General features: G+C 61.3%; 18 protein-coding genes. 10 read left to right on the top strand and 8 right to left on the bottom strand.

Annotation, left to right across the window (positions count from 1 at the left end; all coding sequences use genetic code 11):
- Positions 1-62: 62 nt before the first annotated feature.
- From KW821_RS03700 to KW821_RS03730, 7 genes are all read right to left on the bottom strand, one after another.
- A complete protein-coding gene (locus KW821_RS03700; protein WP_218290484.1) occupies positions 63-1,298 on the bottom strand; it encodes a lipopolysaccharide assembly protein LapB in 1,236 nt (411 codons plus the stop codon).
- An 11-nt stretch (positions 1,299-1,309) separates the two neighbouring features.
- Complete coding sequence (locus KW821_RS03705) at positions 1,310-1,945, bottom strand: energy transducer TonB (protein WP_042651689.1); 636 nt, start codon at positions 1,943-1,945, stop codon at positions 1,310-1,312.
- Positions 1,946-1,961: 16 nt separating this feature from the next.
- A complete protein-coding gene (locus KW821_RS03710) occupies positions 1,962-2,369 on the bottom strand; it encodes a biopolymer transporter ExbD (RefSeq protein WP_042651690.1) in 408 nt (135 codons plus the stop codon).
- Between the two features lie 65 nt (positions 2,370-2,434).
- Complete coding sequence (locus tag KW821_RS03715; protein WP_042651691.1) at positions 2,435-2,962, bottom strand: MotA/TolQ/ExbB proton channel family protein; 528 nt, start codon at positions 2,960-2,962, stop codon at positions 2,435-2,437.
- Between the two features lie 10 nt (positions 2,963-2,972).
- Entirely contained in the window at positions 2,973-4,346 is a 1,374-nt protein-coding gene (locus KW821_RS03720) for a MotA/TolQ/ExbB proton channel family protein (RefSeq protein ID WP_218290485.1), read from the bottom strand.
- Complete coding sequence (locus KW821_RS03725) at positions 4,343-5,107, bottom strand: DUF3450 domain-containing protein (protein WP_218290486.1); 765 nt, start codon at positions 5,105-5,107, stop codon at positions 4,343-4,345. The genes KW821_RS03720 and KW821_RS03725 overlap by 4 nt, the downstream gene beginning before the upstream one ends.
- A gap of 104 nt (positions 5,108-5,211) precedes the next feature.
- A complete protein-coding gene (locus KW821_RS03730; RefSeq protein WP_218290487.1) occupies positions 5,212-7,818 on the bottom strand; it encodes a TonB-dependent siderophore receptor in 2,607 nt (868 codons plus the stop codon).
- Between the two features lie 741 nt (positions 7,819-8,559).
- Between KW821_RS03730 and KW821_RS03735 the strand changes: the two genes are divergently transcribed.
- From KW821_RS03735 to KW821_RS03755, 5 genes are all read left to right on the top strand, one after another.
- Complete coding sequence (locus KW821_RS03735; protein WP_218290488.1) at positions 8,560-9,585, top strand: ABC transporter permease subunit; 1,026 nt, start codon at positions 8,560-8,562, stop codon at positions 9,583-9,585.
- A gap of 106 nt (positions 9,586-9,691) precedes the next feature.
- Positions 9,692-10,735: an ABC transporter permease gene (locus KW821_RS03740; RefSeq protein ID WP_218290489.1), complete on the top strand. Its 1,044-nt coding sequence runs from the start codon at positions 9,692-9,694 to the stop codon at positions 10,733-10,735.
- A 92-nt stretch (positions 10,736-10,827) separates the two neighbouring features.
- On the top strand, positions 10,828-12,645 hold the full coding sequence (locus tag KW821_RS03745) for an extracellular solute-binding protein (protein WP_218290490.1): 1,818 nt from the start codon (positions 10,828-10,830) through the stop codon (positions 12,643-12,645).
- Entirely contained in the window at positions 12,632-13,651 is a 1,020-nt protein-coding gene (locus KW821_RS03750; protein ID WP_218290491.1) for an ABC transporter ATP-binding protein, read from the top strand. Before KW821_RS03745 ends, KW821_RS03750 begins: the two co-directional genes overlap by 14 nt.
- Entirely contained in the window at positions 13,648-14,649 is a 1,002-nt protein-coding gene (locus KW821_RS03755; RefSeq protein ID WP_218290492.1) for an ABC transporter ATP-binding protein, read from the top strand. The genes KW821_RS03750 and KW821_RS03755 overlap by 4 nt, the downstream gene beginning before the upstream one ends.
- A gap of 600 nt (positions 14,650-15,249) precedes the next feature.
- Here KW821_RS03755 and KW821_RS03760 read toward each other — a convergent pair.
- Positions 15,250-16,701, bottom strand: coding sequence for an aminoacyl-histidine dipeptidase (locus KW821_RS03760; RefSeq protein ID WP_218290493.1), 1,452 nt, complete (start codon positions 16,699-16,701; stop codon positions 15,250-15,252).
- A gap of 939 nt (positions 16,702-17,640) precedes the next feature.
- Here KW821_RS03760 and gpt point away from each other — a divergent pair.
- From gpt to KW821_RS03785, 5 genes are all read left to right on the top strand, one after another.
- Entirely contained in the window at positions 17,641-18,108 is a 468-nt protein-coding gene (gene gpt, locus KW821_RS03765) for a xanthine phosphoribosyltransferase (protein WP_042651699.1), read from the top strand.
- Positions 18,109-18,280: 172 nt separating this feature from the next.
- A complete protein-coding gene (gene frsA, locus KW821_RS03770; RefSeq protein ID WP_218290494.1) occupies positions 18,281-19,549 on the top strand; it encodes an esterase FrsA in 1,269 nt (422 codons plus the stop codon).
- 62 nt (positions 19,550-19,611) lie between these two features.
- A complete protein-coding gene (gene crl / locus KW821_RS03775; protein ID WP_042651701.1) occupies positions 19,612-20,004 on the top strand; it encodes a sigma factor-binding protein Crl in 393 nt (130 codons plus the stop codon).
- A 126-nt stretch (positions 20,005-20,130) separates the two neighbouring features.
- Entirely contained in the window at positions 20,131-21,234 is a 1,104-nt protein-coding gene (proB, locus tag KW821_RS03780) for a glutamate 5-kinase (RefSeq protein WP_042651702.1), read from the top strand.
- Positions 21,235-21,343: 109 nt separating this feature from the next.
- The gene (locus KW821_RS03785; RefSeq protein ID WP_218290495.1) at positions 21,344-22,597 is read left to right on the top strand and encodes a glutamate-5-semialdehyde dehydrogenase; all 1,254 of its coding nucleotides are present in this window, start codon (positions 21,344-21,346) and stop codon (positions 22,595-22,597) included.
- The last annotated feature ends 75 nt before the right edge of the window (positions 22,598-22,672 follow it).

Consider the following 22,672-nt stretch of genomic DNA (forward strand, 5'->3'; position numbering starts at 1 on the left):
TGCAGCGGACGGGGAGGGGGCCCGTCCTGCCGCGAGTGGCCGGGGTCAATCTGCGACCTGGTTTATTGCGTGATGGCGCCGCCTTGTTGTTCTTTCAGGAAGTTGATCCAGGGTGAGGCGCGGCCGCTGACGTTGCCGTTCTGAGCCGCCTGGGTGAAGGCGTTCAGTGCCTCCTTCGGCTTCTGCTGCTCGAAGTAGGCGACCCCGGTCAGGAACTTCAGATCGGCGCGCTGTTCACCGTTGGCATTCGCCGCCGGCTTGGCGGCAAGGGCCACCAGATCCTGGTAGCGTTTGCTCTGGATCATCATGCGCGCCATCTTCAGCTGCAGCTCGGCATTGGGCGCCAGCTGGTAGGACTTGGCCAGGGTATCGATGGCCGGATCCAGCTCCTTGGCCTGATGCCAGTAGTTGGCCAGCGCCTTGTAGTTGGCCGCGTTGCCCTCGATGACGCCGTCCTTCATGGCCTTCTCCATCACGCGGGCGGCGCGATGGGGGATGCCGGAGAAGGCCAGGTAGTTGGCGAGGCGCTGCAACTCGGCCGGCTCGGTCAGCATGCCGAGGTGGTAGGCCGACTCCAGCGCTGCCAGCGCCTTGCCATCGTTGCCCGCCTGCATCTGCATGGCCGAGAGCTGGGTCCAGTACTTCTTCTTCTCCGGGTACCTGTCGACCAGGGCGGTCAGCACCTCGGTCGCCGGCTTGTACTGTTTCAGCTCGTAGTGGGCCGCCATCTTCAGCAGGTACCAGGACTCGGGCGCCTTGCCCGCCGACAGCTTGATCGCAGTGTCCACCGCCGGAATGGCCTCTCGATACTGCTTGAGCTGCACATGGGCGTTGGCCAGGGTGATGTAGGCGTGCGGGGTCGGTTTCTCATCCTCGCCGAGGCTCGCGAACCACTGGTTCATGGTGCTGATGGAGGCCTTGAAGTCGCCCTCCGCCATGTAGAGCTGGGCCAGGTTGTAGCGCACCTGCTGGGCCACCGGCTGTGGCAGGCCGCCGGTGGCGATGGCATCGGCGAAGTACTTGGTCGCCTGACCGTACTTCTCCTGCTGCGCCGCCACGAAGCCGAGGGTCTGCAGGATCACGCCCTTGTCGTAGACCCGCTCGCCTACCCCGGACAGCGCCTCCTGCAGCTTGGCATTCGCCTCGCCGTATTTCTTCTCGGTGATCAGTGCCTGTGCCTTGTTGACCGCGCGGTAGGCGCGGTCAGAGAGGGCAGGCTGCTCGGCGGCCCAGCTGGCGGTACTGAGCAGTACCGCCATGGCAACCGGGGCGAGGATCAGGGTGTGTAACTTCTTCATCGCCACCTTCCTTAGTTGGTCGCAAACTCGATTTCTTGCTGCATGCGACTGGCTTGCGGCTTGCCATCGATCATGGCCGGCTTGAACGTCCACTTGGTTATGGTCTGACGGGCGGCCTTGCCAAGGTCATAGCTGCGCGGCTCTTCCTTGACGATGCGGATGTTGCTGACGGTGCCACGCTCGGTCACGGTGAACTCCACCAGCACCTTGCCCGTCGCGAGGCCGGCCAGGGCCGCCTTGCGCGGCATCATCGGCTCGAAGGTCGCCAGCGGGATGGCGCCGTTGTTGCCGCCGGTCCCGCCACCCCCGCCGCCGGTGCTGTAGGCACCGAGGGCGTTGCCGCCGCCGATGTTGACCGGGATGTCGAGCTTGGGCATGTCCATCGACGAGCTTTCCATCTGCGGCCGATCCGTGCTGGCCACCTCCATCTCGGGCGGGGGAGGCGGGCGATCCGGGGGCGGCGGCTTGGGCAGCTCGCGCTGTTTCTCTTGCAGGGTCTCCTGAGGCTTGAGGCGAATGAAGTCGGTCATGGTGACGTCATCCCTCTCCACCAGCTCCCGGTGATCCGGTGTGATCAGCTTGTTCATTCCCAGGAACAGGAAGAACACCACCACACAGGAGACCGCTAACGATATCAGGTATCTCATAGGTCTCTCTCCAGCATCAGCTGCTCTTGTTGGCAGCGATGGAGATGCTCTGGACACCGGCCATGCGGATCTGATCCATGACCTGGACCACCAGACCCGAACGGGATTCGGTATCGGCCTGGATCACCACGGCGCTCTCCGGGTTCTCGGCCCGCAGCCGCTCGATGTTGGCGCGCACGGCCCCCACCTCGACGGAACGCTTGTCGACCCAGACCTGACCGTTCTCGCGCACCGCGACCATGATGTTCCCCTTCTTCACCGTCTCGGCCGTGCTGGCGCTCGGGCGGTTGATCTCCACCCCGGACTCCTTGACGAACGAGGTGGTGACGATGAAGAAGATCAGCATGATGAACACTATGTCCAGCATGGGGGTCAGATCGATGGCCGCCTCTTCAGCACCGCTGTCGCTGTGACGTTTTCTCATGGCAAAACTCCTTGCGTAACTGTGCCCCCGGTCGGCGATGCCGTGCCGGGGGAATGCATCCTGCATTAACCGTGTTTCAGGTTGTCTTCCAGTTTCTCGACCGCCAGCTTGGCTTTGTGATCGAGCTGGTTGACAAAAAACAGGCCGGAAAGGGCGGCAATCATGCCCGCCATGGTCGGTACCGTCGCCTTGGAGATGCCCGAGGCCATCGCCCTGGGGGAGCCGGTGCCGGTGATGGCGAGGGTGTCAAACACCTGCACCATGCCGACCACGGTGCCCAGCAGTCCCATCAGCGGACAGAGCGCGATCAACACCTTGATGACCGGCATCCCCTTGTCCACCGCCATGGCGACCCGCGAGACCAGCTCGCGCCGGATCTGCCTGGCAGACCAGGAGAGGTGATCACCGCGGGCCATCCAGCTGGCCTTGGTCTGCTTCACCTGCTGGGGATAGACCGCCATGAAGTAGAACCAGCGCTCCAGCAGCAGGGCCCACATCAGCAGCGTCAGGAAGAACAGGGCGACCAGTACATCGCCCCCCAATCCCAGAAACCGGCGGACCGACTCGACTTCTTCAATCAACCAGAACCACATGGGTGACTCCTTAGGCTGCGGCTTTGGCGGCGTGCAGACGTTCCTGATAACGGGCGACAAAACCGGCGCTCTGCTCTTCCAGTATCTGGATGAGACGACGGCTCTGGGTCTGCACTATGGTGTAGAGGAACAGCATGGGCACCGCGACCACCAGACCCTGCATGGTGGTGACCAGGGCCTCGGAGATGCCGCCCGCCATCAACTTGGGATCGCCGGTACCGAACAGGGTGATGGCCTGGAAGGTGGCGATCATCCCGACCACAGTCCCCAGCAGACCCAGCAGCGGGGCCACCGAGGCGATCAGCTTGATGATGCTGATGCCCTTCTCGAACTTGGGCACGTTGCGCAGGATGATCTCGTCCAGCTTGGATTCCAGATCCTCGATGTTGTCACCGCGATGAGCCTGATAGGCCCCCAGCATCTCGCCGATGGGGTTGCCCTTGACGATCTGATCGGATTTGAGCTGCTTGCGCATGGAGGAACCGATCATCGACAGACGGGCGCCACAGAACAGGGCCAGCAGGGTACCGAGCACGCCGAGTACCATGATGACGTAGCCCACCTCACCGCCCTGATCGACGCGTTCCTTGAAGGTCGGCGACTGCACCAGCAGGGAGAGGATCACGCCGCGGGACGGATCGATGAAGACCGGCTCAACGGCGCCATTGCCCTGCTCAAACTTGGCGATGGGCTCCAGCACTGCCTTGTCCGGCTGGCGGGGCAGCTGTTCGAACTTGCCGGTCTCCGGCACGAAGGTGAGGTACTTGCCCTCGGAGACGGTGTTGAACTCCCCGATCTGGGTGACCGTCTTCTCGGCCTGATTGCCTTCCCCGTACACCACTGTCCCCTGCATCTGGCTCACCTTGCCCCCATCGACCATGCGGCTGAGGGTAGTGGTCCAGAAGGCGCTCAGATCGTCGCTGGAGGGCAACTCCTTGCTCTCGGCCAGGCGGGTCAGCAGCGCAGCCTGCTCCGGGTGTTCGACCCGGCGGGCAGAGGCGTTGAAGATCCCCTTGAACTCACCGGCGAACTGGCGCAGCACGCCGAACATCTCGCCCATGTTGCCGGAACGCTGGCGCAGGGTCTCTGTCAGCTCGGTCAGCTGCTTGTCGTTGAGGTCGAAGGTGGCCTTGAGCTGCTCGCCCTTGGCGGTCTCGGTGGCGAGTTCGGCCTTGGCCTTGGCCAGCAGCGCCCCTTGTTCATTCTTGTCGGCCAGGAAGCGGGCCTCCCGCTCCTTGTTGAGTTGGGATTCGCTGGTGCTGGCGGCCTTGACCTGGCTCAGCAGGGCGTTCAGGTCCACCGGTTTCTCGGCGGCGGTCACCGGCAGGGTGATCAGAGTGGCTCCCGCGATCAGGGAGGCAATGGCGAGTTTGATTCCTTTCATGATGCTTTCTCCGCAGTTTGAACCGGCAGCTTGATGAGCGCGGGTGGCGCCTGCTTCTTGGCGATACGCAAGCCCTGTTCTACTGCACTGCGATACTCCTGGGGCAACTCCTCCCACTGACGGGTCTTCTTGTTCCAGATGCCGGTCTCGTTGCCATCCGGGGACTGGTAGAGCAGGGCGATGCGGCCGACGCGCAGGAACTCGTAGGTCTTCTCGGCGCCATCCTTGTCCAGGCTGGCCTTGTAGGCCTCGATGGTGCGGCTGAAGCCCTCCTCGATCTGGTAGGCCTCCAGGATCTTGCGGTACTTCTCGGAGATGGTGACATCGGCCCGGTTCATCAGATCGGTCAGGGCCGCCACGCGGTCCTCCCGCTCAACCTTCTGGAACGGCAGATCCAGGGAGACGAACTGATCGAGGGAGTCGATCATCTTCAGCATCAGGGGGACGACCTCGGTGCTGGTCTGATCGATCTGGGCTATCTGGCGCTGCATCGAGGCCAGCTCGGTGGCCTGGGAGTCGACCATCTTGCCCACCTGCTCGTTGTAGGTGCGCAGGCTGTCGACCTGACGCAGGGCGGCCTTGTACTGCGCCAGGGCAGACTCGGCAGACTCGGCGTAGTTGTCGATCTTCTGCTGGGATACTTTGGAGGCATTGTCGGTGGCGGCTTGAGCGTCCACTGCCTGACCGGCAGAGGCGGCACTCAGGTTGAAGCTGGTCAGCAAGGCAGCCGAAACCAGGCTGCCGAGGAGCGCTTTCTTCATTGTAATAGTCCTTTTTTTCATAGGATTACCCTATCTCCGTAACTTCCTTGGAACGTTGGGCAAAGCCGACCCGAAACGGGCCGGCCTGTCGCTTGCTTGGTGGATTAGAACTTCTGGGCGTAGTCGAGGTAGTAGATGCGACCGTCGATGCTGTAGAGCTCATCGTCATAGGTGAAGCCATCGCTCTCGAGGGACGGGCCCGCGTTGAACATGTTCTTCACCCCGACCTGGATCTTGCCGTTCCAGGGAGCATCCACGCCGACGTTCAGGTTCCAGGTGGTCTGGGACGCGATGTGGCCGACTTCCTCACCGGTATCGGCGATGTAGTCCTGGCTCTGGGAGTCGATGTAGTTCGCGCTCAGGTAGCTATCCATGTTCCACCACTGGGGCACGTTGACACCGACACCGGAGCTGAAGCGGAACTGTGGCAGACCGTTCTGGCCGATCTTGTCGATGACGGGGCCACCGGCGTACAGACCTTCCTTGTAATCCAGGATGTAGGTGCCGCCCAGGTCATAACGTATGGTGGCGGAGGTCAGGTCGTAGCGGTAATCCAGCTTGAGATCCAGACCGCTGGTGTTCAGATCTCCCAGGTTGACCATGGGGGCGATGGCACTACCTATCTTGCCCTGGCTGTTGCGGGTGATGCTGCTGGAGCTGCCGGTGTTCAGCTCGTCATAGATGAGGGACTGCAGGGAGTTCAGCTGGATCACGTCGGTGATCTTGATGGTGTAGTAGTCCAGGGAGAGGTTCAGGTCATCCACCGGGCTGTAGGCCACGCCGAAGTTCCAGGTGTCCGCGGTCTCTTCCTTCAGCTCCTCGTTGGCGGTGCGGGTGGTGGTGTACTGGCGGTTCGGGCAGTCCGCCGCGGAGATGCCGTTGGCCTCGCAGTAGACATAGTCCTTGGCCCAGTCGGCCGACTCCGAGTCTGCCGAATAGAGATCGCTCAGGCTGGGGGCACGGAAGGATCGGGACCAGGAGCCGCGCAGCATCAGGTTGTCCAGCGGCTGGTAACGCAGGCTCGCCTTGGGCGAGAAGGCGCTGCCGAAGTCGCTGTAGTCATCGAAGCGACCGGCCAGGTTCAGCTCGACCTGCTCGGTGATGGGCACCAGCGACTCGATGTAGGCGGCGGTGACATCGCGCACCCCACCGGAGGAGTTGCCGGCGGAGCCGATGATGTTGCCCGCTTCTGACTGGGCATCGTACTTGTCGGCATAGACCCAGTCGTTGTACTCGGCACCCGCATACCAGCTGACCGGCCCGGACGGCAGCTCGCCCATGTCCCACTGCACCCCGGCGTACCACTGGTAGAAGTCCATGGTGGAGCGGCGGCTGACATCGGCAGACATCGCCTTGGTACTGGAGGCATCAAACTCGCCCTTCACGAACTTGCCATCGGCGATGGCCTGCTGGGCGGCGGATTGCAGCACATAACCTGTGCCGTTCTCCTTGTTGTCGGTCTTGGAGTACATGTAACCGGCGTTCCACTGCATGTCACCCACGGATTCGGTGGTGACAGTGCCTTCGAAGCCGAGGTTCAGGCTGCCGGTCATGTCGGTGACATAGTTGTCACGGGGACCGACGTTGGTGAAGCGGTAGTAGGCGTAGGCGGCCTCACCCAGACCCTGGGTCGCGGCGGCATCCAGGCCGTTGTCGGCGAAGAACTGGGCATTCTTCGGATTGGACGGGTCTATGGCGAAGGCGCCGGCGGCGGGGGCGTAGCGGCCGAAACTCTCGACCCGGGAGCCGATGATCTGCGGCACGAAGTCGACGTTATCGTTGATGTGGTAGCGACCGTTCACATACAGGGTGTCACGGCTGCGGGAGGCGGTGGTGGCCGCGACCTGACCGTAGTTGAAATTACAGCCGTCCTCGAAGCCGACGAAGGGCTCCTTGCAACTGCCGTCGGCGTTGGTGGCACCCGCCAGCGGACCGTATTTCCAGATGGGATCGCCGTTGGCGTCGAGGCCGGTGATCCCCTCCACGTTGCGGCCATAGGGGCTGGGAGAATCGTTGCCCTGCTTGGCCAGGTAGTCGCGATCACGGGCATAGACGACGTCTTTCTTGTCGTGCTCGTAGACCGCCATCAGCGAGCCTTTCTCGCCATTGACGCCGGCCACGACGGAGCCGCTGGCCTCATCGCCGCCCGGCTCGGTCGGTGAGCCGAGACGGCCCTGGAAGGTCAGCCCCTCGTAGCCCTCTTTGAGCACCACGTTGATGACACCACCGATGGCGTCGGAGCCGTAAATGGCCGAGCCGCCGTCCAGGTTGACTTCCACCCGCTCAACGGCCGCCATGGGGATGGTGTTCAGGTTGATGGAGGTGCCGCCCATGGTGGGGGAGCCCGCCACCCGCTTGCCGTTCAGCAGCACCAGGGTACGTTCTGAGCCGAGGCCGCGCAGGCCGACGGTGGATTGGGACTGGAAGGAGCTGCCGGATGCCGGGGAGACGCCACCGAAGGAGTTGTAAGAGGCCTGTTTCAGGTAATCGGCGACGGTCTGCTGACCTGACTGCTCGATCTTGGCCTTGGTGATGGAGACAACGGGGGTGGAGCCTTCCACCTCGACGCGGGAGATCCGGGAGCCGGTGACCTTGATTTTTTGCAGTTTTTCTACGTTTTGGGTCTCTTCGGCCGAGACAGGGGTGGCCACAACTGCCGCGCTCGCCAAGGCAAACGCTACGGCAGCAGAGAGTCTGCTTTTCCTAAGCATCGCTAGTATCCTTCCTGATTGTTTATTGTTTGCTTCCTTTACCGCCCTCGTTGGAGCGGTGCGTAAGGCTTATCAAGCTTTGGGGATGGACGTCAAATGAGGCGGTACGAACGGGGAGGGAGGTGGTAATAAGATGACTATGTTTTATTGGTGCGTTTATTTTGGGATTTTATTCTGACTAAATAACTCATAGCGATGTGAAAACGATGTTAAATCCGAGTGTTTCAATTTTATTGGTTATTTTTGAACTTATCGATAAGTCACCTGTCACCCTGAGCTGCATATCGCATCCTGGCACTTTGTCAGCATTTAAATCTGTTTGTGCCCCTGGTCATGTTTCTGTTCAGGGCGGTGCTGGCGAGATCCGCTCCTCTTCTTACGGGTAAATTGTAAAAGGCGGTGATTTAAATTCATCCAGTTGTTTTTTATATGTTTTTTGTTTTTAATTTCACATTGCTTAATTTGTTTTTAATAATTAAAAACTATTTAAACAGGAAGGTGTAGCAGTTTTTTATCTTGAAGTTGGGTTTTTAAGGAAAAGACGACAGTTATTTTCACTGTTGGCATCGATGGCGGTTGCAGGTCTTCGTTTTACTTGATTTTTGTTGCAGAGCTTTTACAGTGACCGAGCGGGATTGTCTGCCAATAACAGCCAATTCAGTGAGTAATGCCAGGAAGGACAGGCCGTTCATCGGAATAGAATGGCCATACAAGAACAACAAGGACGAGGTTTAACCCACCATGCTGTCGTATTTCTTACGTCGGATGCTTTTGATCATCCCGACGTTCCTCGGTATCACCCTGCTCGTCTTCACCATCACCCGTTTCGTGCCGGGCGGCCCGGTCGAGCGCATGCTGCTGCAGGCGCAGGTATCCCAAAACGAGACAGGTCGCTCCAGCGGCAGCAAGGGGGCGCAGGCGCTCTCCGATGAGCAGATCGAGGAGCTTAAGGCGTTCTACGGCCTCGACAAGCCCATGCTGATCGCCTACTGGGAGTGGCTGCAGAAGCTGGTGGTGCTGGATCTGGGGGAGTCGACCCGCTACTACGAGCCGGTGTGGGATCTCATCAAGGAGAGGTTGCCGGTCACCGCCTTCTTCGGGCTGGCGACCTTCCTGCTCAGCTACGCGGTCTCCATCCCGCTCGGGGTGGCCAAGGCGTTAAGGCATAACAGCCGCTTCGATTCCCTCAGCTCCATGCTCATCTACATGGCCTATGCGCTGCCCGCCTACGTGGTGGGGATCTTCCTCATCACGGTATTTGCCTTCCATCTGGAGTGGCTGCCCATGGGAGGCTTCCCGGGGGACGAGTTTGATTCCATGGAGAGCAGCTGGGATCAGGTCCGCACCCTCTTCGCTCACGCCCTGTTGCCGCTCATCGCCTATGCCATCGGGGATTTCGCCATCCTCACCATGACCATGAAGAACAGCCTGATGGAGAACCTGTCGGCGGACTACGTGCGCACGGCGGTGGCCAAGGGGCTGCCGTTTGGCAAGGCGGTCACTCATCACGCCATGCGCAACAGTCTGATCCCCATCGCCAGCCACCTCGGCAGCGTGCTCACCGTCTTCTTCGGCGGCTCCTTCCTCATCGAGACCATCTTCAACATCGACGGCATAGGCCTGCTCGGCTACGAGGCCATCGTCGAGCGGGACTACCCCACCGTCATGGGGATCCTGGCTATCACCTCCATGCTGATGCTGGTGGGCAATATCCTCTCCGACATCTGTGTCGCCTTTGTCGATCCCCGCGTGCGGTTTGGAGAGTGAGCGTGAACATGAATCCTCTTGTCATGTCGATGCCGACGCCGACGCATATCGTCTCCGACATCTGTGTTGCGCTGGTCGATCCCCGCGTGCGGTTTGGAGAACAAACATGAACCTGAACCCGGTCACCCTGAAAAAACTCAAGCGATTCAAGTCGATAAAGCGCGGCTACTACTCCTTCGTGATCTTCACCACCCTGGTGGTGCTCTCCCTGCTGGCGGAGCTCTTGGTCAACAGTCGGGCGCTGATGGTGAGCTATCAGGGGGAGCTCTACTTCCCCACCTATGGCGACGTGATCCCCGGCCAGTACTTCGGGCTGGATTACGAGTACGAGACCAACTATCGCCAGCTGCAGGCCAAGCTGGAGCAAGAGGCCAAGGGGGACTGGGTGCTGCTGCCGCCGGTGCCCTGGAACCCCTATGAGCAGGACTTCAAGCAGGATGTCTACCCACCCTACGCCCCCAGTCTGGCAGAGCGCCACTTCCTGGGGACAGACACCAGCGGCCGCGACGTGCTGGCCCGGCTGGTGTATGGCTTTCGCATCGCCATCGGCTTTGCCTTCATCGCCCTGGTGGCGAGCTACCTCATCGGGGTCAGCATCGGCTGCATGATGGGCTTCCTCGGTGGGCGGTTTGACCTCATCCTGCAACGCTTTATCGAGATCTGGTCCCAGGTACCTTTCCTCTACGTCATCATGATCCTGGTGTCGCTGGCCAAGCCGAACTTCGGCCTCTTTGTCGGCATCAACGTGCTGTTCGGCTGGATGGGGATCACCTGGTACATGCGCACCCTCACCTACAAGGAGCGGGCGCGGGACTATGTAATGGCGGCGCGGGCCCAGGGGGCCACCACCAAGCGCATCATCTTCCACCACATTCTGCCTAACACCCTGATGATGATCGTCACCCTGGCGCCCTTCGCCGTGGTGGGCAACATCTCCACCCTGACTGCGCTGGATTACCTCGGCTTCGGGTTGGCGCCGCCAACCCCGAGCTGGGGCGAGCTGCTCTCTCAGGGCATCAACAATCTGGATGCCATCTGGATCGTCAGCTCTGTGGTGGCGGCGGTGAGTCTGGTGCTGATCATGGTCTCCTTCATCGGTGAGGCCATCCGCGAGGCGTTCGACCCGCGCAAGTTCACCCGTTATCAGTGACAGGGCAGGCGCCAGGCCTGTCCGAAAGGTGTTCGAATCGTATCCGTTATCAATAAGCCCCCCACAGCAGGGGAATGACCAGGAAGTCAAACATGAACAATAAAATCAAATGGATAGGTGCTATTTTTCTGTTGGTGAACGGATCCTGGGTATGGGCCGCCAGCCTGCCTGCGGATCTCAAGTGGGAGAGCAACGACACAGATCCCGTGTTCGCCTCCCCCAAGGCGATACCCGGTGGCACCCTCAACCTCTTTATCGACAGCTTCCCGCTGACGTTTCGCACCGTCGGCCCAGATTCCAACGGCTCGTTCCGCTCCTACATCCAGGATAACCAGCTGCGGCTGATCAGCTTTCATCCCAACACCGGCAACCCCATCCCCTCGCTGGCGAGCGCCTGGGCGATAGCACCGGACAGCCAGACCGTCTACTTCAAGCTGGATCCCCGGGCCAAGTGGTCAGACGGCAAGCCGGTCACCGCCGATGACTATACCTTTGGCTACGAGATGATGCGCTCCAAGGACATCAAGGGACCCTGGTTCAACAACTACTACACCACGGAAGTGATCGCGGTGGAGAAGGTCGATGAGCACACCATCATGGTCAAGGCGGGGACCCGCAAGGCCAAGCTGGACCTGCTCAACACCACCGAGTTGTGGCCCCAGCCCAAGCACTACTACAAGCTGACCCCCAACTGGGTGAAGCAGTACAACTGGGCCCTGGTGCCGACCACGGGTCCCTACGTCATGACGGATGTGAAGAAGGGCAAGTCGGTCACCTTTAGCAAACAGAAGGAGTGGTGGGCCCAGCATGATCGCTACAACCAACACAGATTCAACGTCGAGACCATCAAGGTGCAGGTGATCCGGGATCACAACATCGCCTTCCGTCACTTCCTGAAGGGGGAGTTCGACGCCTTCGAGATGATCCTGCCGAACTGGTGGCATGAGAAGGCCGTGACCCCCGAGTACAAGAAGGGTTATGTGCAGAAGGTGATGGCCATGACCGACACCAAGCAGGGCGGCCAGGGGCTGCACCTCAACATCGCTAACCCCAAGCTGGCGGATCTGAACGTGCGGCTCGGCATCCAGCACGCCATGAATCTCGATAAGATGATAGAGACGGTGCTGCGCGGCGACTACGACAGGGCCACCACCTTCGGCTCGGGCTTTGGCGAATTCACCGATATCCCCTTGCCGGAGCGGGCCTACGACATCGGCAAGGCGCGCGAATACTTCGCCAAGGGCGGCTATGGCAAGCCGGGGCCGGATGGCATCTTGCAAAACGACAAGGGGGAGCGGCTCACCCTGGCGCTCACCTACACCAGCCAGGAGCACTCCAAGCGACTGACCGTGCTTAAAGAAGAGGCCAAGAAGGCGGGCCTGGATCTGGAGCTCAACCTGGTGGATGGCGCCACCGGCTTCAAGGTGATGCTGGAGAAGAAACACGAGGCGGCCTGGCTCGGCTGGGCCGGTGGTGGTCTCTATCCGCAATATTGGGAATCCTTCCACTCAGACAATGCCAACAAGCCGCAGACCAACAACCTGTTCAACGTCGCCGACAAGCAGCTGGACGCCCTGATCGATGCCTATGGCATCGAGTTTGACACCGCCAAACGGGCCGAGCTCTCCCGCCAGATCCAGCAGCGCATCTACGATCTCGCCATCTTCGTGCCCGGGGTGCAGCTCAACTACGTGCGGGCCAGCAGCTGGCGCTATGTGATGCTGCCCGAGGTGCCTGCCACCAAGAACACGCCGGATCTGCTCTACTGGCCGATGGACGGCTACCCCCACAGCAGCGGCGGCCTGCTCTGGATCGATCCCAAGCTGAAGGAGCAGACGCTGCAGGCGAAGGACGCCGACGAGGCGCTGACCCCCATCAACCTGCTCGACAAGACCTATGCGCGTCATTGAGAAGGGGGAGGCCATGCCCGATACCCAGGCTCCCATCCTCGAGGTGCGCGATCTCGAGGTGGAGTTCACCGTCGATGACGGCAAGATCAAGGTGCTCGACGGCGTCAGCTTCTCGGTGAAGGCGGGCCAGACCCTCGGCCTTGTCGGCGAGTCCGGCTGCGGCAAGAGCGTCACCGCCCTCGCCATCATGGGGCTGCTACCCAAGCCTCACGGTCAGGTGGTGGCCGGCTCGATCCGCTTCCAGGGGGAGGAGCTGCTGTCGCTGCCGCCGGATCAGATGTACAAGGTGCGCGGCAACCGTATCTCCATGATCTTCCAGGAGCCGATGACGGCTCTCAACCCGGTGCAGACGGTCGGGGATCAGCTGATGGAGGTGTTCAGCCTGCACAGGCCCGACTACGGCAAGGCCCAGCGCAAGGGGGCCGCCATCGCCATGTTGCAGCGGGTGGGGATCCCGGAGCCGGAGCGGCGCTTCAGCGTCTATCCGCACAACCTCTCCGGCGGCATGCGCCAGCGGGTGATGATCGCCATGGCGCTCGCCTGCGAGCCGGATCTGCTGATCTGTGACGAGCCGACCACGGCGCTGGATGTGACCATCCAGGCCCAGATCCTGGATCTGATGAAGGCGCTGCAGGCCCAGACCGGCATGGCCATCATCTTCATCACCCACGATCTCGGTGTGGTGGCGGAGCTGTGCGACGAGGTGGTGGTGATGTACGCCGGCCGTGCGGTGGAGCGGGCCGACATCTACGAGCTGTTTGACCATCCGCGGCATCCCTATACTCATGGTCTGATGGCCTCGATCCCGCGCCTCGAAGACGTGCCCAAGAGCCTGCTCAAGACCATCAAGGGCCAGGTGCCCGCCCTGCACGAGATGCCAGCGGGCTGCCGTTTCTCCAACCGCTGCCCCCACGCCACCGAGCTGTGCGTGAGGGTCATCCCGGCGACCGAGCAGCTGACCGAGCGACACGGGGTCGCCTGCCATCACTGGAAGGAGTTGATATGACTGCGTTGTTGTCTGTGCGGGATCTGAAGCAGCACTTCCAGCTCGGCGGTGGCTTCCTTCGCAAGAAATACACCGTCTATGCGGTGGACGGCATCAGCTTCGATCTGAAGCAGGGCGAGACCCTGGGGCTGGTGGGGGAGTCCGGCTGCGGCAAGTCCACCCTGGGTCGCTCACTGCTCAAGCTGTTTGAGCCGACGGCGGGCCAGATCCGCTTCGAGGGGCGGGACATCACCAAGTTGTCCGCCCGGGAGATGCGCTCCCTGCGCCAGGAGATGCAGATCGTATTCCAGGATCCTGCAGAATCCCTCAACAGTCGCCACACGGTCGGCCAGATCCTGGAGGAGCCCTTCATCATCCACGGCAAGGGCAGCACGGAGCAGCGGCGCGAGTGGGTGCTGGAGCTGCTGGACAAGGTCGGCCTGCCGAAGAGTGCGGTGGATCGCTACCCCCACGAGTTTTCGGGGGGCCAGCGCCAGCGCATTGGCATCGCCAGGGCCATCGCCCTCAAGCCCAAGCTGCTGGTGTGTGACGAGGCGGTGTCGGCGTTGGATGTATCGGTGCAGTCCCAGATAGTCAACCTGCTGCTCAGCCTGCAGCGGGAGATGAACCTGGCCATCATCTTCATCGCCCACGATCTGTCGGTGGTGAAGCACATCTCGGATCGGATCGCGGTCATGTATCTTGGCCGGATCGTCGAGCTGGCGGATGCACAGCAACTCTATCTGCACCCGCGCCACCCCTATACCCAGGCGCTCATCTCGGCTATTCCGGTGCCGGATCCCCGCCGTCGCAACCAGCGTATCCTGCTGACCGGCGACGTGCCGTCCCCCATCTCGCCCCCCAGCGGCTGCCATTTTCACCAGCGCTGCCCCTATGCCACCGAGCTGTGTCACGGCACCTCGCCTGAGCTGCGGATCTGCGATGGTGCTGCCCATCAGGTGGCCTGTCATTTCCCCCTGCCGGTGACGGAGGCGGTGCCCTTGGGAAAGGCGATATGATGCCGGTGCCTGCATCGCAACCAGATGGCACGGGAGAGGAGCAATAAAAAATGGGGCCCGTGGGCCCCATCTTCATGGTTGTGGCGTTCAGGTTTGGCCGTGGAACATCTGGCCCGGGCAGGACAGCTCCCTCGAGGGGATGGCTGTTGTGTGGATTGCGTTATTTTGTAATTTTACTACTTTCTCTTCCGGCCAGACTCTATCAGGCGCCATAACGGAAGTAATATTGACGGGTTGAAGGTGCATAGGTGTCTTTCTCTTCTGCGCCCTTCTTGCTGGTTGCACCCTTAAGGTGGAACAGTACTGCCAGATTCTCAAACATATATTCACCTCATCGCTCTGTTATCTCATTGTTGTATGTGACCTGGGTCACAATTCGATCCTATGGCCTAATGTGAGCTGGATCAACTTTTTGTGTAGTAAATTTACATAACTCATGGAAAGGGTTTTCAAATCCAGCGCTGCTTATGGAGACGGTTTCATGGAGCCGGGAGCGGTTGTCGTGGGGTATGAGAGGCGAGATTGAGGCGGGGGATGAGGAGAAGGAGGCAATAAAATGCCCCGCACCGGGCGGGGCATGAATGGCTGCGATGATGCGCCTTACTTGGCCGGGATCTGTTCCAGCACGTGCACCAGCAACTGCCAGAAACGCTCGACCGCCGGGATGTGCACCTTCTCGTCAGGGGAGTGGGCGCCGCGGATGGTCGGGCCGAAGGAGACCATGTCCCAATCCGGGTAGGCGCTCTTGAACAGGCCGCACTCCAGACCGGCGTGGATCACCATGACGTTGGGCATCTCGCCGAACAGGGTCTGGTAGCTGTTGCGTACCAGCGCCATCACGGGAGAATCCACGTTCGGTGCCCAGCCCGGGTAGGCGCCGGTGAATTCGCAGCTGGCGCCGGCCAGCCTGAACAGGGAGCTGGTCATCTGCTCGACGCTCTCGCGACCGGAGTCGATGAGGGAGCGGATCAGGCACTGCACGTAGACTTCGCCCTCGAGGGTCTTGATGACGCCGAGGTTGGTGGAGGTCTCGGTGACGCCCGGGATGGCGTCGCTCATGCGGATGACGCCGTTCGGGCAGGCCATCAGGGAGTCCAGCAGGCGGGCCTGCAGGGCTTCGCTCATCAACTTGGCCGGTTTGTCCTGGGCATTGAGCAGCAGGGTCAGGTTGGCCTCGGTGGCGGCCAGCTCGCTCTGGTAGATGCCGGCATAGCGGTCGACCAGGGCCTTGAATTCGTTGACGCTGGCGGCGGGCACCAGCAGCTTGGCGCGCGCCTCGCGGGGGATGGCGTTGCGCAGGGTGCCGCCATGGATCTCGCTAAGGCGCACCCCCAGCGGCTCGGCGGCCTTGAGCAGGCGCACCAGCAGCTTGTTGGCGTTGCCACGACCGCGGTGGATGTCGACCCCGGAGTGACCGCCACGCAGCCCCTTCACCTGCAGCTCGAAGCCTTCACCCTCGGTGGCGGCCACCAGCTCCAGCGGGAAGCGGATATTGGCATCCACCCCACCGGCGCAGCCCATGTAGACCTCGCCATCCTCTTCGGAGTCGGTGTTGAGCAGGATCTCGCCTTCCAGCCAGCCCGCTTCCAGCCCGAACGCGCCGGTCATGCCGGTCTCCTCGTCGGTGGTCAGCAGCACTTCCAGCGGACCGTGCTTGATGGTCTTGTCGGCCAGCACGGCCAGACAGCCGGCCATGCCCATGCCGTTGTCGGCGCCGAGGGTGGTACCGCGGGCGGTGACCCAGTCGCCATCTATATAGGCATCGATGGGATCGGTCGCGAAGTCATGCTGGGTATCGGCATTGGCCTGGGGCACCATGTCGATGTGGGCCTGCAGCACCACGGCCTTGCGGTTTTCCATGCCCGGCGTGGCCGGCTTCTTGATGATGATGTTGCCCACGGCGTCTTGCTTGACCGCCAGGCCTTCCTGCTGGGCCCACTGCACTATCCAGGCGCTTAAGCGGGCTTCGTGCTTGGAGGGATGGGGGATGGAGCAGATCTGCTCGAAGAACTGCCAAATCAATTGGGGAGAGAGAGAACTAAGCTGTGCCACGTCAGGACTCCTTACCAGCACGGAAAATGACCGGGCCCAGAGGGCCGGGGAAGAGGGCTACGATAATACAGCCAATCACACAAAAATGTGAGCAAACAGCGCAAATAGCGCTCTGCTTGTGCTGATAAAGGCACCATAAATGGCGGACATGCCTGCATTATCGAGATGGGCCAGCACAACCCGATATTTGTGATATGCGTCACAAAAATATTGTGTTTTCGGCGCCGGGTGGTAAATTGACCGCCGTGGGTCAACCACTTGTCAGGATGACAACGAATGCCTCCAGGGAACCGAAGCAAAGCAAGTGCGCCTCCACGGAACCGAGTGTCTGTTCAAGGATCTGAACCCGCATAAAGGTACGTAACTTGTTAAGCAATCAGGAGTTTTAAATATGTCAGGCAGCAATTCAACCTATTGGTTTGCCCAGTCTCTCTATACCCAGGGTTTCAACTATCCGAATCCCTACGCCAGCCGTCGTTAAGGCGGGTCCTCAGCTAGGCTGACGACCGAATCGACAAACAGCAGGTGTGTGAGGTCTTAATCCTCCCCCTGCTATTTTTTTACCTGAAATTCGGGGTGTGCTCCTCGAATGAGCATCATTCTGGCCGCGGGTGATCGCCAGACGAGGGCCGACGGGGTGGGAGATGACCGACTTTTCCTGTTTTTCGCATACGTTTGCCAGTCATTTTATCCGCAAACGATGCTATCATACCGCCCCAACAGCCGGTCTGCGGTCTTCATTCCGATCGCGATGACCGCCAGCTATGCCCGTCCTGCTTCCATTGCATCAGTGTCTGCCGCCGAGGGTTTATCCCCAGGCAGTCAAAGTGCAAGCCAAATTCGGCAGGCAGGGGCACCAGAATTTACTGAATCTCGTGTGTCAGCACGAATCTTTACGTCTTAAGTAATTGTTTTATATAACTCTTCGAGATCGATAACATGCCAAAAAAATTCTACGTGTCGTGGGACAACCTGCAACGTGAAGCGCGCCGTCTGGCCCGTCGTCAGCTGCCTGTCAGCCAGTGGAAGGGGATCATCGCGGTCAGCCGTGGTGGTCTGGTGCCTGCCGCGCTGATGGCCCGTGAACTTGGCATTCGCAATGTCGAAACCCTCTGCATCTCCAGCTATGACCACAACAACCAGCGTGAGCTGGTGGTCGTCAAGGGCGCCACTACCGCCGGTGACGGCGAAGGCTGGCTGGTGGTGGATGATCTGGTGGATACCGGTGGCACCGCCAAGGCGATCCGTGACCTCTATCCCAAGGCCAAGTTCATCACCATCTTCGCCAAGCCGATGGGCGAGCCGCTGGTGGATGACTTCGAAGTCGCCATCCCGCAGGATACCTGGATTGAGCAGCCATGGGACATGGCGCTGGAATTCGCCAATCCGATCTGCGACGAAGAGTAAGAGCCACACCGTATCCGGGAAAGGGGCCGCCTTGATGGCTGCCGCTTTGCTCGCGATGAGGTGAAAAGGTTTCAAAGGGCCCCTGTTTGGGGCCCTGTTCTTTTATGCTATGGCTGCCCGGTGCGAAAAGTGGTTAAGATGGGCCATTGCCTGAGACAGAAGAGCCACGATTTTGGAACCAAACAACGATACCAACCTGACGGAAAAGCTATTCACCCGGATCAAAAAGGTATTGGAGACCTCCGAGATATCCAACTCCAGTCCGGTAGAAGAGCAGGACAGCTCCCTGGCCGAGAGCTTTATCGACGGCGCCCTCTCGCCCCACTGGTACCGCTTGCTGCGCCGGCCGGCCTGGGCCTGGCAGGGGGCCAACCCGGTCGAAGTGGAGCAGACCCTTGCCTGTATCGCCATGGGGCAGGGCGAGCGCAGCCACGAGCGCTATCTGGATACCATCAAGGGCTATGTGCCCGGCAACTGGGTCTATGAGTGGAGCCAGCTGGCTGGCCGCTACTTCAATCAGGGGCGGGAGCTGGTGACCCAGGGCGACACGGCCGGCGCCTTGAAGAACCTGCTCAAGGCGGTGCGTTACTACTCCATCGCCAGCTATCCCCATCTGAAGAATGACGAGCTGGCGGATCAGGCCCAGTTGCTTGGCAACATGGCGTACCGCGAGGCGGGCCGGCTGTTCAAGGTGCCGCTCAAGGAGCTGCAGGTGCCGTTCCGGGGCAAGACCATCCAGGGCTATCTGCACCTGCCCACCACCGACAAGCCTGTGCCCCTGGTCATCGTCAGCGGCGGCATCGACTCGCTGCAGGTCGATTTTCTCAACTTCTATTTCAAGTGCCTCGAGCCCCACGGCATCGGCATGCTGTCGCTGGACATGCCGGGCATCGGCTACGCCGAGCACTGGCCGCTGGTGCAGGACACCAGCCGCCTGCATCAGGCGGTGCTCAATCACCTCTCCGAGGTGGCCTGGGTTGATCACCAGCGGATCGCCATGGTGGGATTCCGTCTGGCGGGCAATGTGGCGGCGCGGCTGGCCTTCGTCGAGCCATTCAAGCTCAGGACAGTGGTCTGCATCGGCGCCGGCATCAATCAGGTATTTACCAATCAGGAGATGTTTGCCCGCTGTCCGCGCATGATGCGTGATGGTTTGGCGAACCGGCTGGGTGCCGATGCGGCGCAGTGGGACCTGTTGCGCACCAAGTGCCAGGTCTTTTCCCTCAAGACCCAGGGTCTGCTGGGGAGCCGCACCTCGGTGCCGATCTTGAGCATCGGCCACAAGCGAGATTTCATTTGCCCGGAGCAGGATGTGCGGGCCCTGGCTGCCGCCAGCCGTAATGGCAAGGCGGTGGTCTTCGACAAACAGCCTCTGCTTGAGGTGTACGACGCGGCGCTGAAAGAGACGGTAGACTGGCTCAAACAGCATTTATGTACATGATACAGAAGTAAAAATGTAACATCATCGCGTGATGATATGGCTTGTTCAACAGGGAGGTTAGCATGTCGGAAAGAGTGACCTACAAGCGATTGCTGCGGCAATTCGCGGCCATTGGCCCCTATTTACGGGAAGACCTGTGTGAGGAGGGGCGTTATCGTTTCGACTGCCTCTCCGTCTGCATCAGCGCCAAGCCGGCGCCGGACAAGCGGGAATTCTGGGGCTGGTGGCTGGTGCTGGAGCAGCAGGATCACAGCTTCAGCTATCACTACCAGTTCGGCTTCTACAACGCGGACGGGGAGTGGCTCAACAAGCCGCTGCCCAAGAAGCACCAGGTCGAAGTCGAGCGCACCCTCAACCACTTCTACAAGCTCATCAGCGCCAAGCTGACGGCACTAGAGTGCCAGCTGACCCCTGCCGAGCAGGTGACCAACGAGCTGAGCGTGACCGCCGCCTGATCTGCCGCGGCCCTGCGGGCCTTGACTCGCAGGGCCCCCTTCCTTTTCAACGGCGTTTAATTGCCTTGCAGGGCTGCGGGGCCGTGGGTATAAAGGATCCCTTACTTTTTTAACCTCCTTGTTCCCATGGAAAACAGAACCATAGTCGTCAAACTGGGCACCAGCGTGCTCACCGGGGGATCTGCCCGGCTCAACCGTGCCCATATGGTGGAGCTGGTCAGACAGTGTGCGGCGCTACACCGTCACGGCCATCGCGTGGTGGTGGTTACCTCGGGGGCCATCGCCGCCGGGCGTGAGCATCTGGGCCATCCCCCGCTGGCGCCGACCCTGCCCAACAAGCAGATGCTGGCGGCGGTCGGTCAGACCCAGCTCATCCGGGTGTGGCAGGACCTGTTCAACCTCTACGGGCTGCACATCGGCCAGATGCTGCTGACCCGCGCCGATCTGGAGGACAGGGAGCGCTACCTCAATGCCCGCGATACCCTGCGTACCCTGCTGGATCATCACATCATCCCGGTCATCAACGAGAACGATGCGGTGGCGACCGCCGAGATCAAGGTGGGGGACAACGACAACCTCTCCGCCCGCGCCGCCATCCTGGCGGATGCCGATCTGCTGATCCTGCTGACCGATCAGAAGGGGCTCTTCACCGCCGATCCGCGCACCAACCCCGATGCCCAGCTCATCGAAGAGGTGCAGACCATAGACGACACCCTGCGCAAGCTGGCGGGTGACAGCGTCAGCGGCCTCGGCACCGGCGGCATGGCGACCAAGCTGCAGGCGGCCGACGTGGCGCGCCGGGCCGGTGTCAAGGTGGTGATCGCCACCGGCCAGATCCCCGAGGTGATCGGTCGCCTCGCCAAGGGCGAGCGGGTCGGCACCCTGTTCCCGGCGCTGGCCTCGCCGCTGGAAGGGCGCAAGAGCTGGATCCTGGCAGGCCCTCCCCCTCACGGCGAGGTCCAGGTGGATCAGGGCGCCGTCGCCGCCATGCAGGACAAGGGCTCCAGCCTGCTGCCCAAGGGCATCATAGCGGTGAGGGGCGATTTCGTGCGGGGCGACGTGGTGCGCATCCTGGATCCGAAGGGGCGCGAGCTGGCGCGCGGCATCTGCCGCTACGATCACCTGGAGCTGGACAAGTTGCGTGGCGTGCACTCGGATCAGATAGAGCAGGTACTGGGCTACGGCTACGGCGCGGTGGCCATCCACAGAGACGACATGGTGCTGCTGTAAGGCGGCCGGATCAGATAAAACTGGTGTAGGGTCATGGCCAGGGTGCCGTGGCCATTCACAGAGACGACATGGTGCTGCTGCAAGGCGGCACCCAGATAGGGACCAAATCATGAGTCTGGAGAGAATGGGGCAGGCGGCGCGCGAAGCCGCCTATCAACTTGCCACCATCAGCACGGCGCAGAAGAACCGGGCGCTGGCCGCTATCGCCGATGAACTGGAGGCGCGTAGCGAGCAGATCCTGGCCGCCAACGCCAAGGACATAGCGGCGGGCCGCGAGGCCGGCCTGGCTGAGGCCATGCTGGATCGGCTGCTGCTCAACCCCGAGCGGCTGGCCGGGATAGTGGCGGACGTGCGCAAGGTGATAGTGCTCGACGATCCGGTCGGCGCCGAGATCGACAGCCGGGTGCTGGAGAACGGCCTGCGCCTCTCCCGCCGTCGGGTGCCCATCGGCGTCATCGGCGTCATCTACGAGGCGCGTCCCAACGTCACCATCGACATCGCCAGCCTCTGCCTCAAGACCGGCAACGCCAGCATACTGCGCGGCGGCCGTGAGACCTTCCACTCCAACCTGGAGCTGGTGCGGGTGATCCAGCACGCCCTGGCGGCCTCCGGCCTGCCGATCGGGGCTGTGCAGTACATCGACAACCCGGATCGGGCGCTGGTGGGCGAGTTGCTGCGCCTCGACCGCTACGTGGACATGATCATCCCCCGCGGCGGCGCCGGCCTGCACAAGATGTGCAAGGAGAACAGCTCCATCCCCGTCATCATCGGCGGCTTCGGCATCGGCCACATCTTCGTGGACGAGAGCGCCGATCTGCTGCGATCCCTGGCGGTCATCGACAACGCCAAGGTGCAGCGCCCCTCCGCCTGCAACTCCCTCGATAGCCTGCTGGTGCACGAGCGGGTCGCCCCCCGATTGCTGCCGCAACTGGTCAAGTTAATGAACGAGCGCAAGGTGACGTTGGTGGGGGCGGCCAATGCCATGGCGCTGCTGGCGGGGGCCGACAACCTGTGCGAGGCCGGCCCGGAAGACTTCGATACCGAGTGGCTGGGGCTGACCCTGGGGGTCAAGCTGGTGGCCGATGTGAACGAGGCGCTGGCGCACATGCGCGAGCACAATGCCGGTCACTCCGACGCCATCCTGACCAACGATCTGGCCAATGCCGAGCGCTTCGTCAACGGTGCCGGCTCGGCAGCTGTCTATGTCAACGCCTCCACCCGCTTCACCGACGGTGGCCAGTTTGGCCTCGGCGCCGAGGTGGCGGTGTCGACCCAGATGCTGCACGCCCGTGGCCCCATGGGGCTGACCGAGCTCACCAGCTACAAATGGGTGGGACTGGCGGACTACCTGAGTCGTGCCTGAGTGCGCCCCCTGACCCCGTGTGAAGATGCCGACCCATGTCGGCATTTTTATGCTTTTTTATTGCGCCCTATCAGG

The sequence above is a fragment of the Aeromonas sp. sif2416 genome, assembly GCF_019218665.1.
GTDB classification, from domain to species: Bacteria; Pseudomonadota; Gammaproteobacteria; order Enterobacterales; family Aeromonadaceae; genus Aeromonas; species Aeromonas encheleia.

Bases quoted from the DNA above. Each gene is read 5' to 3' on its own strand.
- KW821_RS03750 (WP_218290491.1), top strand. From the start codon at position 12,632: ATGCGCGTCATTGAGAAGGGGGAGGCCATGCCCGATACCCAGGCTCCC.
- KW821_RS03785 (WP_218290495.1), top strand. From the start codon at position 21,344: ATGAGTCTGGAGAGAATGGGGCAGGCGGCGCGCGAAGCCGCCTATCAA.
- KW821_RS03700 (WP_218290484.1), bottom strand. From the start codon at position 1,298: ATGAAGAAGTTACACACCCTGATCCTCGCCCCGGTTGCCATGGCGGTA.
- KW821_RS03715 (WP_042651691.1), bottom strand. From the start codon at position 2,962: ATGTGGTTCTGGTTGATTGAAGAAGTCGAGTCGGTCCGCCGGTTTCTG.
- KW821_RS03720 (WP_218290485.1), bottom strand. From the start codon at position 4,346: ATGAAAGGAATCAAACTCGCCATTGCCTCCCTGATCGCGGGAGCCACT.
- crl (WP_042651701.1), top strand. From the start codon at position 19,612: ATGTCGGAAAGAGTGACCTACAAGCGATTGCTGCGGCAATTCGCGGCC.
- KW821_RS03705 (WP_042651689.1), bottom strand. From the start codon at position 1,945: ATGAGATACCTGATATCGTTAGCGGTCTCCTGTGTGGTGGTGTTCTTC.
- gpt (WP_042651699.1), top strand. From the start codon at position 17,641: ATGCCAAAAAAATTCTACGTGTCGTGGGACAACCTGCAACGTGAAGCG.
- proB (WP_042651702.1), top strand. From the start codon at position 20,131: ATGGAAAACAGAACCATAGTCGTCAAACTGGGCACCAGCGTGCTCACC.
- KW821_RS03755 (WP_218290492.1), top strand. From the start codon at position 13,648: ATGACTGCGTTGTTGTCTGTGCGGGATCTGAAGCAGCACTTCCAGCTC.
- KW821_RS03745 (WP_218290490.1), top strand. From the start codon at position 10,828: ATGAACAATAAAATCAAATGGATAGGTGCTATTTTTCTGTTGGTGAAC.
- KW821_RS03710 (WP_042651690.1), bottom strand. From the start codon at position 2,369: ATGAGAAAACGTCACAGCGACAGCGGTGCTGAAGAGGCGGCCATCGAT.
- KW821_RS03740 (WP_218290489.1), top strand. From the start codon at position 9,692: ATGAACCTGAACCCGGTCACCCTGAAAAAACTCAAGCGATTCAAGTCG.
- KW821_RS03735 (WP_218290488.1), top strand. From the start codon at position 8,560: ATGCTGTCGTATTTCTTACGTCGGATGCTTTTGATCATCCCGACGTTC.
- KW821_RS03725 (WP_218290486.1), bottom strand. From the start codon at position 5,107: ATGAAGAAAGCGCTCCTCGGCAGCCTGGTTTCGGCTGCCTTGCTGACC.
- KW821_RS03730 (WP_218290487.1), bottom strand. From the start codon at position 7,818: ATGCTTAGGAAAAGCAGACTCTCTGCTGCCGTAGCGTTTGCCTTGGCG.